The sequence below is a fragment of the Moraxella porci DSM 25326 genome, assembly GCF_002014855.1.
Lineage (GTDB): Bacteria > Pseudomonadota > Gammaproteobacteria > Pseudomonadales > Moraxellaceae > Moraxella > Moraxella porci.
In genome coordinates, this window is the sequence record NZ_MUYV01000001.1 from 393,277 (window position 1) to 408,685 (window position 15,409).

The 15,409-nt window shown below is 47.3% G+C and carries 15 protein-coding genes; 10 read left to right on the plus strand and 5 right to left on the minus strand.

Translation table 11 applies throughout. The annotated features are described in order from the left end of the window. Positions 1 to 451: 451 nt before the first annotated feature. Positions 452 to 1,861 carry a type I glutamate--ammonia ligase gene (gene glnA, locus B0681_RS01880; RefSeq protein ID WP_078317038.1) on the plus strand — a complete coding sequence of 470 codons (1,410 nt, stop codon included), beginning with the start codon at positions 452 to 454 and terminating at the stop codon, positions 1,859 to 1,861. Between the two features lie 171 nt (positions 1,862 to 2,032). Next, complete coding sequence (locus B0681_RS01885; RefSeq protein WP_078317039.1) at positions 2,033 to 3,298, plus strand: FAD-dependent monooxygenase; 1,266 nt, start codon at positions 2,033 to 2,035, stop codon at positions 3,296 to 3,298. Between the two features lie 6 nt (positions 3,299 to 3,304). On the opposite strand, the gene B0681_RS01890 is transcribed toward B0681_RS01885, so the two are convergent. Then, positions 3,305 to 4,219, minus strand: a complete 915-nt coding sequence (locus B0681_RS01890) for a lysine exporter LysO family protein (RefSeq protein WP_078317040.1) — start codon at positions 4,217 to 4,219, stop codon at positions 3,305 to 3,307. Positions 4,220 to 4,339: 120 nt separating this feature from the next. Here B0681_RS01890 and B0681_RS10400 point away from each other — a divergent pair, with 120 nt between their 5' ends. Together B0681_RS10400 and rpiA are read left to right on the plus strand one after the other, a co-directional pair. Beyond that, positions 4,340 to 4,492: a hypothetical protein gene (locus B0681_RS10400; RefSeq protein ID WP_158077908.1), complete on the plus strand. Its 153-nt coding sequence runs from the start codon at positions 4,340 to 4,342 to the stop codon at positions 4,490 to 4,492. Beyond that, positions 4,489 to 5,154, plus strand: a complete 666-nt coding sequence (gene rpiA / locus B0681_RS01895) for a ribose-5-phosphate isomerase RpiA (RefSeq protein WP_078317041.1) — start codon at positions 4,489 to 4,491, stop codon at positions 5,152 to 5,154. The genes B0681_RS10400 and rpiA overlap by 4 nt, the downstream gene beginning before the upstream one ends. Positions 5,155 to 5,201: 47 nt before the next feature. Here the strand turns inward: rpiA and B0681_RS01900 are convergent, their stop codons facing one another. The 3 genes from B0681_RS01900 to folE all read right to left on the minus strand — a co-directional run bounded on the left by B0681_RS01900 (position 5,202) and on the right by folE (position 9,586). Beyond that, positions 5,202 to 6,740 (minus strand): MFS transporter, encoded by a 1,539-nt coding sequence (locus B0681_RS01900; RefSeq protein ID WP_078317222.1) that lies wholly within the window; start codon positions 6,738 to 6,740, stop codon positions 5,202 to 5,204. Between the two features lie 300 nt (positions 6,741 to 7,040). Then, on the minus strand, positions 7,041 to 8,663 hold the full coding sequence (locus B0681_RS01905) for a phospholipase D family protein (protein WP_407661945.1): 1,623 nt from the start codon (positions 8,661 to 8,663) through the stop codon (positions 7,041 to 7,043). Between the two features lie 317 nt (positions 8,664 to 8,980). Continuing rightward, positions 8,981 to 9,586, minus strand: a complete 606-nt coding sequence (folE, locus tag B0681_RS01910; RefSeq protein ID WP_078317224.1) for a GTP cyclohydrolase I FolE — start codon at positions 9,584 to 9,586, stop codon at positions 8,981 to 8,983. 220 nt (positions 9,587 to 9,806) lie between these two features. On the opposite strand from folE, the gene B0681_RS01915 reads away from it, so the two are divergent. The 5 genes from B0681_RS01915 (at position 9,807) to B0681_RS01935 (ending at position 12,974) form a co-directional block, all read left to right on the plus strand. Then, the gene (locus tag B0681_RS01915; protein ID WP_078317042.1) at positions 9,807 to 10,628 is read left to right on the plus strand and encodes an enoyl-ACP reductase FabI; all 822 of its coding nucleotides are present in this window, start codon (positions 9,807 to 9,809) and stop codon (positions 10,626 to 10,628) included. Between the two features lie 238 nt (positions 10,629 to 10,866). Continuing rightward, a complete protein-coding gene (gene rpe, locus B0681_RS01920) occupies positions 10,867 to 11,544 on the plus strand; it encodes a ribulose-phosphate 3-epimerase (protein WP_078317043.1) in 678 nt (225 codons plus the stop codon). Continuing rightward, positions 11,544 to 11,891, plus strand: coding sequence for a hypothetical protein (locus tag B0681_RS01925; protein ID WP_078317044.1), 348 nt, complete (start codon positions 11,544 to 11,546; stop codon positions 11,889 to 11,891). The genes rpe and B0681_RS01925 overlap by 1 nt, the downstream gene beginning before the upstream one ends. Further along, positions 11,891 to 12,193, plus strand: coding sequence for a hypothetical protein (locus tag B0681_RS01930; protein WP_078317045.1), 303 nt, complete (start codon positions 11,891 to 11,893; stop codon positions 12,191 to 12,193). Before B0681_RS01925 ends, B0681_RS01930 begins: the two co-directional genes overlap by 1 nt. Positions 12,194 to 12,269: 76 nt before the next feature. Beyond that, a complete protein-coding gene (locus B0681_RS01935; protein ID WP_078317046.1) occupies positions 12,270 to 12,974 on the plus strand; it encodes a hypothetical protein in 705 nt (234 codons plus the stop codon). Positions 12,975 to 13,189: 215 nt separating this feature from the next. Here the strand turns inward: B0681_RS01935 and B0681_RS01940 are convergent, their stop codons facing one another. Continuing rightward, entirely contained in the window at positions 13,190 to 13,780 is a 591-nt protein-coding gene (locus B0681_RS01940) for a 5-formyltetrahydrofolate cyclo-ligase (protein ID WP_078317047.1), read from the minus strand. A gap of 235 nt (positions 13,781 to 14,015) precedes the next feature. Here B0681_RS01940 and fumC point away from each other — a divergent pair, with 235 nt between their 5' ends. Continuing rightward, on the plus strand, positions 14,016 to 15,398 hold the full coding sequence (gene fumC, locus B0681_RS01945) for a class II fumarate hydratase (protein ID WP_078317048.1): 1,383 nt from the start codon (positions 14,016 to 14,018) through the stop codon (positions 15,396 to 15,398). Positions 15,399 to 15,409: the final 11 nt, after the last annotated feature.

The window sequence follows — 15,409 nt, forward strand, 5'->3', positions numbered from 1 at the left end:
AATTTTTTGTGATAAATAAAACCATCGATTTTTAGCAAACTGTTCACTATTGACGGCTAATATCGATGGTTTTTTATACTGTATTTATCATTTTATATAATATAAACATATTTAAAAATTATAAATTAAATAAATATTATGAGTAAAATAATAAAAAATTAAATATAAATCACAAATAAAAATCTCAACATGTATATAAAATATTTAAAATCAACGATTTATATAATAAGAATGACAGAATTTGCTAAATTTAATGCAATTTATAATAAGTTATCATATATTTATCGTATTTTATGATAATAGCATAATTTTTGCTAATTGATACTTTACCGACCAAAAATTTTAGCGTATGATAGTGTTCAAGTTAGCAAGCAAGATTTTAAGCTTTGAGATTAAATTTGCGATTGGCTGATGACTGATAAATAATGTCTCTAACAAATAGGAGTAAGTTATGTCAAACAAACTATTTGACTTGATCGAATCATCTGGTGCTAAGTGGGTAGATTTTCGTTTCACCGACACACATGGCAAGGAGCTGCACCTGACTTTCCCAGCATCGACTGTGGATGAAGACACCCTAGAAGATGGTAAAATGTTCGACGGCTCGTCAGTCGCTGGCTGGAAAGGCATCGAAGCCTCTGACATGATCTTGCTACCTGATCCAGAGACTGCTTATGTTGATCCATTCTTTGAAGCACCAACTGTCGTGGTGACCTGTGACGTCATCGAGCCTGCAACCCTGCAGGGCTATGAAAAAGACCCACGCTCTATCGCTCGCCGTGCCGAAACTTATCTAAAATCAACTGGCATCGGTGATACCGCATTCTTCGGTCCAGAGCCAGAATTCTTTGTATTTGACGAAGTCAAATGGGATATCGATCAATCAGGCGCGCGCAACACCATCGTATCAGAAGCTGCTGCATGGTCAACGAACAAAGACTATCCATGGGGCAACAACGGTCAGCGTCCACATGTCAAAGGTGGCTATGCGGTGACTGCACCTGTGGATCATTACCATGATATGCGTGCGGTGATGTGTGATCGCATCGAAGACATCATGGGCGAGGGCCGTGTGGAGGTGCATCATCATGAAGTCGCATCAAGCCAGCTTGAGATTGGTGTATCGTTCAATACTTTGGTCAAAAAAGCAGACGAAGTACAGCAGTTTAAATATGTGGTGCAAAATGTTGCCAACCAATTTGGCAAAACTGCCACCTTTATGCCAAAACCAATCGTCGGTGATAACGGCTCAGGTATGCACGTACATATGTCAATTTCAAAAGATGGCGTAAATACTTTCTCAGGTGATGAATATGCAGGTCTATCAACCACTGCACTACACTTCATCGGCGGTATCATCAAGCACGCTCGTGCATTGAATGCCATCACCAACCCAACGGTGAACAGCTATAAGCGTCTAGTACCACACTTTGAAGCACCGATTAAGCTTGCTTATTCAGCATCAAACCGCTCAGCATCGATCCGTATTCCACACGTATCAAGCCCGAAAGCGGTGCGTATCGAAGCTCGCTTCCCAGATCCTGCATCAAACCCATACCTATGCTTTGCTGCACTATTGATGGCGGGTATCGATGGTATCGAGAATAAGATCGATCCAGGTGAAGCTGCAGATAAGAACCTATACGACTTGCCACCAGAAGAAGAAGCATTGATCCCAACTGTGGCAGAAAACCTAGAAGCTGCCCTAAAAGCACTCAAAGAAGATCATGCATTCCTACTTAAGGGCGATGTGTTCTCCAAAGAGATGATTGATGCCTACATCGATCTAAAAATGCAAGAAGTACATAAGCTAAACGAAGCAGTGCATCCACTAGAGTTTGATCTGTACTATCGCTGCTAATGGCTTTGTGTCAGGTAATATAGCTTGACTTAAAATCAGTTGAAACAAACCTCAAGATTGGTGGAAGTCTTGGGGTTTGTTTCTTGTTGATTGGCCAAAATTAACGCATAAAAAAATGGCGCAAAAAATACGGTTTTGCGCTACAATGATATTTTTTGATTTGTGGAATTTATGAATATTTGGCATGCAGATTTTGATCAGTCGGATACTTTGATGCATTGTGATATTGCCATCATCGGCGCTGGCACCGTCGGGATGGTGGCAGGCATCGAACTAGCATCCAAAGGATATCAGGTGGTGATCTTGGATAATAAACCCATGCCCAGTGCCAAGAGTTTCGCCGATAGATTGGCGGTGCGTGATGCGCGTGTTTATGCGCTAAGCCAAGGCAGTATCCGTTTGCTTGATGAGATCGGTGTGTGGTCTGATATTGTACGCCGTGCAGATTATCAAACGATGCAGGTCTGGGCGAGGGATGATTATGGTGAGCTGTTATTTGATGGCTCACAAAACCATGAGATCTTGGGTTCAATGGTGGAGCCATCGGTACTTGATGCCGCTTTATGGCAGCGCTCTCATCATTGCTCAAATCTGACAGTGGTGTATGATGCCAAGCTTATGGAGGATGGTATGGCTTTTGATGAGTCATCCGATGGCATCACCATACGCTACCATAGCCAGGGTGTGGCGCGTCAAGTGTTCTGTCGGCTTTTGTTGGGGGCTGATGGCCGAAAATCCATGGTGCGTCAAGCGATGGGTGCTGACATCAGTCAGCTGAATTATCATCAAAAAGCCATCTGCTGCGCCATTCGTACTGATCTGCCGCATCGACAGATCGCGCGTCAGGTGATGCTGCCAACGGGTACTTTGGCGCTGCTGCCGATGGCTGACCTACAACAGGGCGATGATGGGCGATGGCAATCGATCGTCTGGACGCTGCCTTGCGCGCTGGCGGACGATTATTTGACGGATTATCATCGCGATCCACAGACGCTGCAGCGCAGATTGGCATTTGCCAGCGGGTATGCGCTCGGTGAGGTGCATGAGATTGAGTCGGTGGCAAGCTTTGATCTGTCTGCACAGGTCACAGAACACTATGCGCGCGGACGCATGGCACTGATCGGTGATGCCGCGCATGGGGTGCATCCTTTGGCAGGACAGGGGCTGAACTTGGGACTGTCGGATGTGGCTGCGCTATTGACGGTGCTTGATACCGCTAAGGGCAAGCAGATGCATCCTCGATCATTACAAAAATACGCTCGTGCGGTGCGCTCACATAATGCACTGATGATGCACAGTTTTTCGATGATAAATTTTGCCTATGCATCAGGCATTGCAGATTTGGGCATGGTGCGCTATGCTCGCAGTGAAGTGGTTCATGCCATCGCTCGCTCTGCACCGCTGATGCAGCTGCTCATCAAGCAAGCCAACCGCTGAAACTGGTTAATTAAATGAGCTAAAAAACACCATCAAAACAGGTGAGACAACATTGGTGATAAAGCCAAAGCTAATCACCATAGGCATGATATGCGTGCCAGCAGACTGTATGATGGTGGGCAGGGTAAAATCCAAACTGGTCACACCACCTAAGCCAACCGCCGCAGATCTCGAATGGCGCATCACCAGTGGAATAAAAATAAGCGCGATCACCTCGCGAGACAGATCATTGAGCAGTGCCACACTGCCCCAAACAGCGCCATAAGCATCGGTCATGATGGTGCCAGATAGCGAATACCAGCCATAGCCCGATGCTAGTGCCAAGCCTTGAAAAAGACTTACCTCATCAAACATCATGGCAAATACCGCGCCTGACAGCGTGGTAAATAGCATAAAAATCGCGCTGATTTGTAGGCCGGCTTTATTCACCAAAGCTTGTTTTAGGGTGACGCCAGAGCCTTTTAAGCTGATGCCGACGAGTAGCAACAAGGCCATCAGCAGCACAGTTGTGGTCTTGTCGGGTGGTAGTAGATGGCTTGGTAAGATTTTTGCCACAAAAAAACCCACCGCCAAACACACCAGCTGGGTAAGACTGCCGCGCAAGCTGATTTTGGGCTGATTGGCAGGGGTCTTGGCGCTGTCGGCTTTGGGGTTGCCATATAAGCGATCATAGACAGCCAAGCTGATCAAGCCCGCCCCCAAAGTCAGCGCCATCAGTGTCGAAAGGTATTTGGCGATGTTGCCGACTTTTTTGGCCAGATCATCGACCAAACCAAGCTCAATACCGATGACAATCAAAATCAGATACACCAAATAATTAAGTAAGCGCTCACTGATTGCTACCATGCGCGCAGAGGTCGGCAGAGCAAATCCTACAAACATCGGACTTAAAATCAACAGCAATGTGATGATGCCTTGCATCTGACCTCCTGTATGACAGCTTGGCTGAGTTAAAAGGTGATATTCTAACACTTTACGCCCCAGAGTGCCAGCCGCCAGAGCTGATTTTTGGCCAGAGCGCCACCTTGAGATGGCACGCTGATGACAGCGGGCATCCATCGTTGGCAGGATAAAATACTAAAAATTATCAAAAAATGGTTTTGTTTTAAAGTGGTTTGGCGTAAAATGGCAGCAGCTGACATCAGTCATCATTTAGCCTTAATTAGCCAAGATTTAGCCAAGAGTGATTTATGACAACAGATCCAAAATTAGCCCAAAAACAAGCCGCTGCTAAAGCTGCACTTGCCCATATCGATTCAGGCATCATCTTAGGTGTCGGTACTGGCAGTACGGTTAACTGCCTCATCGAACTTCTGCCACAGGTGCGCATCAAGGGCGCGGTCGCAAGCTCACAAGTCACCGAAGATCAGTTGCGCAAACTGGGGATTGAGATTTTTGATCTAAATCAAGTTGGCAGCTTGGATCTGTACATCGATGGTGCTGATGAGATCGATGCTCATGGCAATATGATCAAAGGCGGTGGCGGTGCTTTGACCCGCGAAAAAATTGTCGCCGCAGCCTCAGATGAGTTTATCTGTATGGTCGATGACTCCAAGATCGTCGATCGCTTGGGTGGATTCCCTGTGGCCATCGAGGTGTTGCCGCAGGCGCGCTCTTATGTGGCACGCGAGCTTGTCAAATTGGGCGGTGAACCTGTGTATCGCGAGGGCTTTGTCACCGATTATGGCAATGTGATTTTGGATACTTATGATTTGATCATCGAGGATGCTGCTGCTTTTGAGGCACGATTAAATAACATTGTTGGCGTGGTGTGTAATGGCATTTTTGCTGCACAGTCTGCAGATCTCATGCTAAAAGCAGGCGCTGATGGCGTGCAGACAGTGAAATTTCGCTGATATTAATCCAAATAAAAGCTGCAATCAATGCAGCTTTTTTTGATCACTCATCGACGCAAGTCAAAATCCGTGCGTGGAATGTAATAAATATAAAAACTCATGAACATCGTCATCAATGACAAGATGGCAATGAATATCGCAGGCGCAAAGGACAAATGCATGGTCGCTGTGCCTAAGGTAAAAGGCAAAAATCCGCCAATAACCACCACGACCAAATTATGAATGATGCCGATGCTGGTCAAACGAATCCTAACCGAAAACAGTCGCACGATGACAGATGGGATGGCGCCGATGATGCCAGATGCCAGACCCATCAAGGCAAATAACACCAAAAAATAATCGCCGCCTGCGCGCAAATGGTTAAATAGCAACGCCGTCACCATCGCCAAAAACAAGCTGCCAAAAGTCAGCACAAGCCCTGGATTGATACGATCCACAAAAAAGCCAAACAGCAAGCAGCCAATCGCCATAAAAAAGATGGTGATCAAGTTAGAACGCCACAGCACCTCATGCGATAGCGCAAAATTAATATCAATAAGCGGCGTCAAAAGCACTGGCGTAAACAGCAGCAGGCTGACCACCACGCTGATCAGTAAAGTGGCAGGTATGATACTGACCAACATGTTACGGCTTATAATCAAACGCAGTAAAGACAGTGAAGATTTGCCGAAATTTAAGATGGCATTGGCCAGACGCATCATCGGTGTGACCGTGGTCTGATCGATACCGCTGATTTTTGGCGGGACAGAGTGAGTATCTGAGTTTGGTGTCTGCAAAGGCAGTGTGTTAATCAGATCTGGCAGCTCGGTTTGTTGTTTGCTATGAGAAATGCGATCGAGTGCCGCCTCTTGCTTATCATCAAGTCCAGACAAGCCAAGCGCGCCGATCATGCTCTGATCCTCATCAGCTGACAGGCGACTGTGCTGGGATTCTAAGAAAATCGGCGTCTCAGTCAAAGAAGCGTGGATTTTTATTAAAAGTGCGATGCTTAACACGCCGCCGATCAAAAACGGAATGCGCCATCCATAAGCGATCATCTGCTCGTAGCTGAGCGTGTGATCAAGCCAATCAACGATCGGCATTAAGACCAATAATGCAGACACACAACCAGCGAAGATCGCGCCGCAGCCGATGCCCAAATGCCGTGTCGGCAGATGTTCTGTGACATAGACCCAGACACTTGGCATGATGCCGCCGATGGCGATGCTCTGTACTACGCGTACGATCACGAACAACACAGGCGCTAAGATGCCCACTTGTCCATACTGCGGCAAAAAAGCCATCAACAGCGTCATCAAGGCCAAACCGCACAAACTGATCATCAGTGCAGGCTTGCGCCCACGAACATCTCCGTAGCGACCAATGACCAAGCCGCCCAAAGGACGCGCCACATAGCCTGCCGCAAATAGCCCAAACAGCTGTAAGCGTGCCAGCCACATATGCTGTGTGTCGCCAAAAAAGATGTGCAAGAGCAGCTCTGACAGATACAAAAATATGGCAAAATCAAAGAAGCCAACAGCAGCGATCAAACTGCTAACGATGGTGGTATCTCGATGCTGCTTGGTAAAAATTTCACTCGATGGCATGATAAACTCGTTTAACATTAAAAACCATGCTCGTGCGCATAGCAGTGCCTATAAGCGCTTAACTGAGCGCAGTCTGCTTGCCGATATGCAAGCTAAGCAGCAATGGGTCAACTGTGCCTGATGGTTATTTTACATATAATTTATACAAAAAACCAGTATTAAGGCTACAAAACATTACAAAAATTGTGGATTAATTGATGGCTATGTCAAACAGTGGATTAACCATAGGATATTGGCAGGTTAAGAAAAAAAACGCATGCAAGACTTAGCAAGCATGCGCCAGATGATAGGGTGAATCAGTTAAAGCAGCCAATCAATAGGCATCCAACCAACGATACCGATAACCAAGCGATCTTTGGTATCCATCCGTGGTTCTTTGGTGTGGATGACGGCTTGACCATCTTCGATGGTATGCCATTCGATGTTGCCAGCATCATTGAGTTTTAGCTCATAAGCTTGATGTGACAGTGCCTCGCTGTTACTTAATGCGCTGTGCAGCTGCTGTGCCAGCTTTTTGTCTTCGATCAGAACGCCAAGTTCGGTATTGATGTTCGCGGAGCGCGGATCGACATTATAAGAGCCGATAAACACTTGGCTATCATCGATGGCAAAGGCTTTGGCGTGTAGGCTTGTGGTGGTGTGATGGCGCGTCCGCCAAAAACGGTTTTCGTTGTCCTTAGCGCTCTGAGCGCTGGATTTGATTTCAAAGAGCTTAACCCCAGATTTGAGCAGCTCTTTGCGCCAATGAGCATAGCCTGCATGTACGATGCCGACATCGGTGGCATCAAAGGAATTGGTCAAGACGCTTACTTTGACGCCCATCTTGGATAGGGTGCTTAAGGTCTTGACGCCATCTTTAGTCGGTACAAAATACGATGAGATGATGCTTAATTTATCGTGCGGTTGACCGAGTTTATTTTGAAGTTGTGACACCAAATAATCATCAGGATGCGACAGTCCTTTTAGTTTGATAACATCATCAACCATCAGATCGATATTTGTCCAAAAAAACGGTACGCGACCGGCCAACAGGTCCTGCCCGATGGTGGAGTTTTGCATCGCTTGACGATAAGTGCGCAGCGCGCGCTCACTTTCTGAGCTGTTTTTGCTGGCTTTGACTTCATTAAATACAGCGAATTTGACGCCATTTAGGGCATGTTTTTTATCGTCAACCACCAAGGTTTCGATGTCATAAGACAGTGGTGATGACCAATAACTCTCGAAACTGTCTGTAATCTCTGACACCACGCGGCCGATGAGCATGACATCCAGATCAGCAAAGTTATTGACAGGGGCGTTATTTAGGTACTCATTGCCGATGTTTCTGCCGCCGATGACGCTGATTTTATTATCAAAAGTCATGCTTTTATTGTGCATGCGTTTGTTGCTGCGCACAGGGTGTAGTAGATAATTGACGCTGCGAATGTTGCGATATGCCATCGGATTCATCAGTCGAATGGCGATATTGGGGTGTTTGGCCACGCGCAGCAAGAGCTGATCAAGATCGGGTGAACTGTTGAAATCATCCAATAATAAGCGCACGATGACGCCGCGATCGGCTGCCTCCCACAGGTCTTTTAGCATCAGCTGGCCAGCTTCGTCGTTATGCCAGATGTAGTATTGTATGTCGATGCTTTGATTGGCCATGTCGCTCAAGGTACTGCGCGCAGCAAAAGCATTGGCGCCAGTGGCGATGGGGTAGTAGCCTGACAGCTCGGGATGGTCGCTGCTTTGGGCATTGATGGCTGAGATTAGCCCGTTAGAGCTTGCGCCTTGTTTGAGCGCTTGATGGCGTTTTTGGACTTCTTCGGTCAGCGCCTGACTTTTTGGTAGATGTGGATTATTTGGCAGGCTTTGGCAGCCAGACATTGCCATCATGGTGGCAAAGGCGCAAATCATCACGGTGAAGCGAGCATGAATCATCATATGTGGGTGGCCAATGATAAAATAAAAAATTGCCATATCATAGCAAATTTTAGTAGCTAAAAACTGTATGATTTGTGAAAATTAATCAAAATTCTAAAAATGCTTTTGGTACAAGCTGATGACCAATGAACAGATCGGTATATCAGCCATCCGATGTTTAGTGCTGACAGATCGCTTATGTATAGCAGGCTTTAAGCGCATTTAAAGAATTGGCACAGATATTATAAGCTAAATTTAAAAAAACAGATGCTTAAATAAAAGCACCTGTTATGATATAAAAGCTTTAAAAACCAAAATCAGCAGCAGTGCGATCATTACCCAAATGCAGGCGAGCGTCTGGGAATGGCATCCAAAAACTCACGGCGCGCATCATGATTGCTGACAAATTCACCCAGCATGCTCGTTGTACGGGTGGTGGATTGTTGCTTGCCGACACCACGCATCATCATGCACATATGACTGGCATCCATCACCACGGCAACACCGCGACAGCCTGTCAGCTCTTCGATGGCGGTGGCAATTTGTTTGGTCAAGTTTTCTTGGATTTGTAGGCGACGCGCGTACATATCGACGATGCGAGCGACTTTTGAGAGACCCAGCACCTTACCATTTGGTAAATAGCCGACATGAGCCACGCCATAAAATGGTAGTAGGTGATGCTCACACAATGAATAAAATTCGATATTTTGCACCAAGACTAACTCAGGATTATCTGAGTCAAACACCGCATCATTGGCGACAGTCACTAGGTCTTGATGATAGCCGCGCGTCAAATAGCCAAATGCTTTGGCGGCACGCATCGGCGTATCAAGCAAGCCATCACGGCTCAAATCCTCACCGGATGCAGCGATGATGTCGGCATAGTGTGCAGCTAAGGCGTCATAATCAGGCGTAAAATTTAGGGTATCGGAGTTTGACATGAGAATGGTATTGCCGTATTGTCCAAAGATAAAAAACGCATACTTTACCATAATTTTGGACAATACTTAAGTCAAATCGATAAATTTTGGAAAAATTTATCACTTTTGTCCTTTTGATGGGCTTTGACGATTGATAAGTTTACATTTGTACTTTTTTATCGCATAATTGGATTTTCCGTGTTATAATGAGCCAATTTTTCATCGATAAAGGATCATACCCATGCTACTTAAAGGTCAGCGTTTTGTTGTCACTGGTATCGCCAGTAAACTATCGATCGCTTGGGCGATTGCTGAAAGCTTACACCGTGAGGGTGCAGAGCTGATTTTGACTTATCCAAATGACAAAATCAAAAAGCGTGTCGATATGGCCGCCGAAGCGTTCAATGCCACAGCAGTGATCGAGTGCGATGTCGCATCAGATGCCTCTATCGAAGCGTGCTTTGCCGAAGTGGCTAAACACTGGGGCAATGGCGATGACCGCGGTGTCAATGGCATCGTACACGCCATTGGCTTTGCGCCAGCAGATCAGCTGGATGGTGATTTTACCAATGCGACCACGCGTGAAGGTAGCCAAATCGCCCACGACATATCAAGCTACAGCTTTGTGGCACTTGCCAAGGCCGGTCGTGAGCTACTTGCTGCGCGTCAAGGTTCGCTATTGACCCTGACCTACGAAGGTAGTATCTCAGTACTGCCGAACTACAATGTCATGGGTATGGCAAAAGCTAGCCTAGAAGCATCAGTACGCTACCTGGCATCATCACTGGGTGGTGAAGGCATCCGCGTCAATGCCATCAGTGCAGGCCCAATCCGCACCTTAGCAGCCAGCGGTATCAAGTCATTCCGTCGTATGCTCGATGTCAGCGAAAAAATCGCACCGCTACAACGCAATGTCAGCCAAGAAGAAGTGGGCAACGCTGCCTTATTCTTGCTATCACCTTGGGCAAGCGGTGTGACAGGCGAGATTTTGTTCGTTGATGCAGGCTTTAATACTGTCGCCATCAGTGAGCAAATCATGGCGATGGCTTCTGATGAAGAATAAGCAAGTTGCTATCAGATTCCTTAACTGGCCAATCATCGCGGTGATGCTGTAAATAATTCACCTAGCTTTGGCCATCACCGCTGAATTGGGCGATGGATCAGACCGAATGTTGCCGTATGGGTAGCGTTCGGTTTTTTATGTTTTATTGATTGCGATCAGCCTGATTGTACAGGCTTGGCTTTTCGTTGTGCCTGTTTTTTGGTATCATAGACGCATCTTATAGCTTTGAGACTTGATTATGAATAAACCTTTTTTGATTGCACCGTCGATTTTGTCGGCAGATTTTGCGCGACTTGGCGAAGAAGTGCAGGCGGTTATCGATGCTGGCGCTGATGTGGTGCATTTTGATGTCATGGACAATCACTATGTCCCAAATCTAACTTTTGGCGCGATGATTTGCCAAGCCTTAAAGGACTATGGCATCACAGCTCCGATTGATGTGCATTTGATGGTGTCGCCAGTGGATCGGATGATTGAAGAGTTTTTAAAGGCAGGCGCGGACATCATCACATTTCATCCTGAGGCGAGCGACCACATTGATCGCAGTCTGCAGCTGATCAAAGACGGCGGCGCTAAGTGCGGCTTGGTGTTTAATCCTGCAACCCCGCTGCATTATTTGGATTATACTTTGGATAAGGTGGATCAGATCCTCTTGATGAGTGTCAACCCTGGATTTGGCGGCCAAAAATTCATCGATAGTACATTAGATAAGCTAACAGCCGTGCGCAAACTGATCGATGACAGCGGTCGTGATATTCGCCTAGAAGTCGATGGCGGTGTCAATGTGGCGAACATTCGTGCCATTGCCGAGGCTGGTGCTGATATGTTCGTGGCAGGCAGTGCGATCTTTAATCAGCCAGATTATCAGACAGTAATCGATGCCATGCGTGCTGAATTGGCCAAGGTGGCGTGCTGATGACTGTCATTGATCCCAACAGCCACACCCCGCCATCCAAGTCATCGACCAAGCAATCTGGTGTCGTGCCGATGGCTGTGACCATTGGACTGTGCATCGCCTCGATCGTGCTGAGTGGTGCAGGCTATGTGTTTCGCTTGGCATTCGGTGATGCGCCAGCCGAGGTGCTGCGTCATGCTGCGGTGGTGATGCCTGCTTTTATCATCGGTATCCCTGTGCTAATTTGGCTTGGTGCGATGCTGCTTAATAAAATGGGCAAAGCGCATATCCATCCCAGAAATGCTCTGACGCTGGGCTGGCTGCTGTCCACCGTGGCGTTATTGTCCATCATGGGAGTGTACAGCTGATGATCCAGAACATAATACCCGATGCCATCACACCCAAGGACATTCCAAAGGGGCTGATTTTTATTCTGATCGTCTGCTGCTTACTCATCGGTCTGTCTGGGCTGCGCTATGGTGGTCTTGAGGGCTGGCTGCATGTGCTGGAGAATTGGCTGATTAGTCTTGTCATCATTCCTGCGTGTACGGCGCTCGTGGCGGCGCCCATCAAGTGGCGAGATCGCAGCTTTGATATGCGCATGGCGTATTATTTGGGGATGTTTGTGGCATTTTTATTTATGATGGCAAAGCTGCGCTACTGGCGATGATGGCTTATGACTTGAAAATCAGCCAGATGATGCCATATACATAGCATAACCATAATAATGATGAGTAGTACGCACAATGACCGATCAAATTTCCCATGCGCTTGAAAACTGGCAAACGATGAGCATCGCTGAGCGCTTATCGTTTGTCGATGACTTGATGTATCATGCCTCTGACGACGATGAGACGCTGGGCGTGTTGCATGAGCTGTTCTTTAAAGAGGTGAATAGCCGCGCCGATGAAGAGGTCATCGATGCGTTGGCAGTAGCCATTTCTCAGTGCATGGATCCACAGATGGTGGCGCAGTTGGCTGAGCAGATTGGTCAGACGCTGGGAGTTGATTTGTCCGAAGAGCTAAGCGATGGACTGGCAAAGCGCATCACTGGCCATAAACGCCAATCCACAGATGATTTAGAAGCTGCGACCAATGCCCCCAAAAAACGCCGCACGCGTAAAAGCGCCACGACAGATGAGGATAAGATCGATCAGCCCAAACGCCGCCGTAAGCCAAAAAGCAAAGCTGCCAAGCAAGGTGAATTCGTCCAAGAAACTCTACTGGAGTTCATCGAAGAGCCATCGGGTGCGATGACCCTGCGCGAAGTGGGCAATGATGAGCCGCTGGTGAGCATTGCATTTTCTGCTCAGGTCAAAGACATGCTCGGCGACGATGTGCGCATGGTGGGACAGGCGATGATTCATGCAGCGATCAGTAGCGTTGTGCAGCGCCAGTCGAATTTTTGGCATGCGCATGTCTATGATGAAGAACCTGCGCATTATAGCTGATCGAGGTGCAAAATTGACAGTGCATATTTGCGGCTAAACTTACGAAAACCAATATGATTAGCTGGTCAATGATGCCATCAGTTGCCAGTCTGAGTTAGGTAAAGTTTCAGCTGGGCCATTTATCTGATATTTTAAAGTTTGCAAAAGTCGTCGTGATGGCGGCTTTTTTTGTTGCGATCATTGTTCAAATTATAAATGAATTTGCCTGTGCAGGGCTATGGCCTGATAAATCGCTGATCACTGATAATAACATCAACCACCATATCCCATGGCTGTCTGGGCAGGCTTGGCACGATTTGAAAATCATAACACCATGCCACTTTTAGACAGTCGGTGGTACGCGCAAAAGTGCGATCATAATAGCCACCGCCCATGCCTAAGCGTACGCCCGTCATATCCACCGCCACCACAGGACAAATGATGGCATCCATTTGTGCAGCCGCCAAGATGGGCTTGGTGACAGGCTCGTACATGCCCAAGCGGTGTTTTTTTAGCGGTGTCTGGTTAAGATTTCCATGAATCGGCGCAAAGCTTAGCGGCTGCTCTGAAGTGGTGATCGGCAAATATGCCTGATGGCCGCGTCTTTGGCAAAAGCTAACAATCCCATCAGTCGGCAGCTCTCCAAATCCAGCCAAATAAAAGCCAATGTTTGCGCCTTTGGGTAACAGATCATCCAGTTTGATTAATTGTCTCATCGCTGCTTGGGCTGCCTGATGGCGCTGCCGATCGCTCAATGCGCGGCGTGTGCGACGCATCAGTTTGCGATAGTCGCTTGGGCTGGGCGCAGGTTTGGTACAATTTTCCATGAAAAATACAGCGTCTGTTGATATTGAATGTTAATGGCAGGGATGTTATGCTAAACACAGCAGCATAAGCCGCCGAGCAGCCACAGGCTTAATTGATGCTGAATAGAGTACCACAGTCGCATCACAGCTGCAACTAAGGTGATGGCTAGGCAGAATAATACCAACAAAGACATACTGATGCTGACAATCGAATGCCATTTAACCATAATAAACACACAGACAACAAGGAGGAATCATGCGTCAAGAAAAAGACACCATGGGCGAGGTTTTGGTGCCAGATGAGGCCTATTGGGGCGCACAGACTCAGCGCAGCTTAATGAATTTTAAAATCGGTGATGAGACACTGCCCATCGCTTTGATCCATGCGATGGCACTGGTCAAAAAAGCCGCAGCCATCACCAATGCCAAGCTTGGACGCATCACCAATGCAGAATCTGCTATGATCATCGATGCTGTCGATGCGCTGCTGACGGGTGATTATAATGACCAATTTCCCCTCAAAGTGTGGCAGACAGGCTCAGGCACTCAATCAAACATGAACATCAATGAAGTCATCGCCAATCTGGCCAATGAGCGCCAAGGTCAGCCCAAAGGCAGCTATCAGCCGATTCATCCCAACGATCATGTCAATCACGCGCAATCAACCAATGACAGCTTTCCTACCGCCATCCGTGTGGCAGCGGTGATTGAGATTCATCAGCATCTATTGCCCGCGATCGAATCGCTCAGACAGACGCTATGTACTCATGCCGACGCTTTTGATGACATTGTTAAAGTCGGTCGCACACACCTACAAGATGCCACACCTTTGACGCTGGGTCAGGAGTTTAGTGGCTTTGTGATGCAGCTGGATTATGGTATAGAACGCATTCATATGGCGTTACAGGGGCTGTATCAGCTGCCTTTGGGCGGTACGGCGGTGGGGACGGGTATTAACAGCCATCCTGATTATGCCAAGCTATCTGCACAGACTTTGGCTAAGCTGACTGGTTTTGATTTTCAGACTGCGCCGAATAAATTTGAGGCTTTGGCGGCGCGCGATGCCGAGGTGTTTGCCTCGGGCGCGCTAAAAACTTTGGCAGCCAGCCTAAATAAGATCGCCAATGACATCCGCTGGCTAGCGTCAGGGCCGCGCTGTGGTATTGGCGAGATTTTTATTCCTGAAAATGAGCCTGGTTCATCGATCATGCCTGGTAAGGTCAATCCCACTCAGTGCGAGGCCTTAACGATGGTGGTCGCTCAGGTGTATGGCAACGATGCCACGATCGCGATGGCAGGCGCATCGGGTAATTTTCAATTAAATGTCTATATGCCTGTGATCGCCTACAATCTGCTACAGTCGATCCGTCTGTTAGCTGATGGCATCAATAGCTTTAATGAACATTGTGCCATCGGCATTCGCCCAAATCTTGATAAAATCGCTGATTATCTACAAAACTCATTGATGCTCGTGACCGCGCTCAATCGCCATATTGGTTATGAAAACGCTGCCAAGATCGCCAAAACTGCGTATAAAAATGATCAATCACTTAAGCAAGCAGCGCTGGCGCTTGGGTTATTGGATGAGGCGCAGTTTGATGCCATTGTTCGCCCCGAGCAGATGACTGCACCACGCTGAAAAATAAGCTG

Excerpts from the sequence above, each read along its gene's own strand:
- B0681_RS01905 (WP_407661945.1), bottom strand. The coding sequence starts at position 8,663 with ATGATTCATGCTCGCTTCACCGTGATGATTTGCGCCTTTGCCACCATG.
- glnA (WP_078317038.1), top strand. The coding sequence starts at position 452 with ATGTCAAACAAACTATTTGACTTGATCGAATCATCTGGTGCTAAGTGG.
- B0681_RS01935 (WP_078317046.1), top strand. The coding sequence starts at position 12,270 with ATGACCGATCAAATTTCCCATGCGCTTGAAAACTGGCAAACGATGAGC.
- B0681_RS01930 (WP_078317045.1), top strand. The coding sequence starts at position 11,891 with ATGATCCAGAACATAATACCCGATGCCATCACACCCAAGGACATTCCA.
- B0681_RS01890 (WP_078317040.1), bottom strand. The coding sequence starts at position 4,219 with ATGCAAGGCATCATCACATTGCTGTTGATTTTAAGTCCGATGTTTGTA.
- folE (WP_078317224.1), bottom strand. The coding sequence starts at position 9,586 with ATGTCAAACTCCGATACCCTAAATTTTACGCCTGATTATGACGCCTTA.
- B0681_RS01925 (WP_078317044.1), top strand. The coding sequence starts at position 11,544 with ATGACTGTCATTGATCCCAACAGCCACACCCCGCCATCCAAGTCATCG.
- rpe (WP_078317043.1), top strand. The coding sequence starts at position 10,867 with ATGAATAAACCTTTTTTGATTGCACCGTCGATTTTGTCGGCAGATTTT.
- B0681_RS01900 (WP_078317222.1), bottom strand. The coding sequence starts at position 6,740 with ATGCCATCGAGTGAAATTTTTACCAAGCAGCATCGAGATACCACCATC.
- B0681_RS01915 (WP_078317042.1), top strand. The coding sequence starts at position 9,807 with ATGCTACTTAAAGGTCAGCGTTTTGTTGTCACTGGTATCGCCAGTAAA.
- fumC (WP_078317048.1), top strand. The coding sequence starts at position 14,016 with ATGCGTCAAGAAAAAGACACCATGGGCGAGGTTTTGGTGCCAGATGAG.
- B0681_RS01940 (WP_078317047.1), bottom strand. The coding sequence starts at position 13,780 with ATGGAAAATTGTACCAAACCTGCGCCCAGCCCAAGCGACTATCGCAAA.
- B0681_RS10400 (WP_158077908.1), top strand. The coding sequence starts at position 4,340 with ATGACAGCGGGCATCCATCGTTGGCAGGATAAAATACTAAAAATTATC.
- B0681_RS01885 (WP_078317039.1), top strand. The coding sequence starts at position 2,033 with ATGAATATTTGGCATGCAGATTTTGATCAGTCGGATACTTTGATGCAT.
- rpiA (WP_078317041.1), top strand. The coding sequence starts at position 4,489 with ATGACAACAGATCCAAAATTAGCCCAAAAACAAGCCGCTGCTAAAGCT.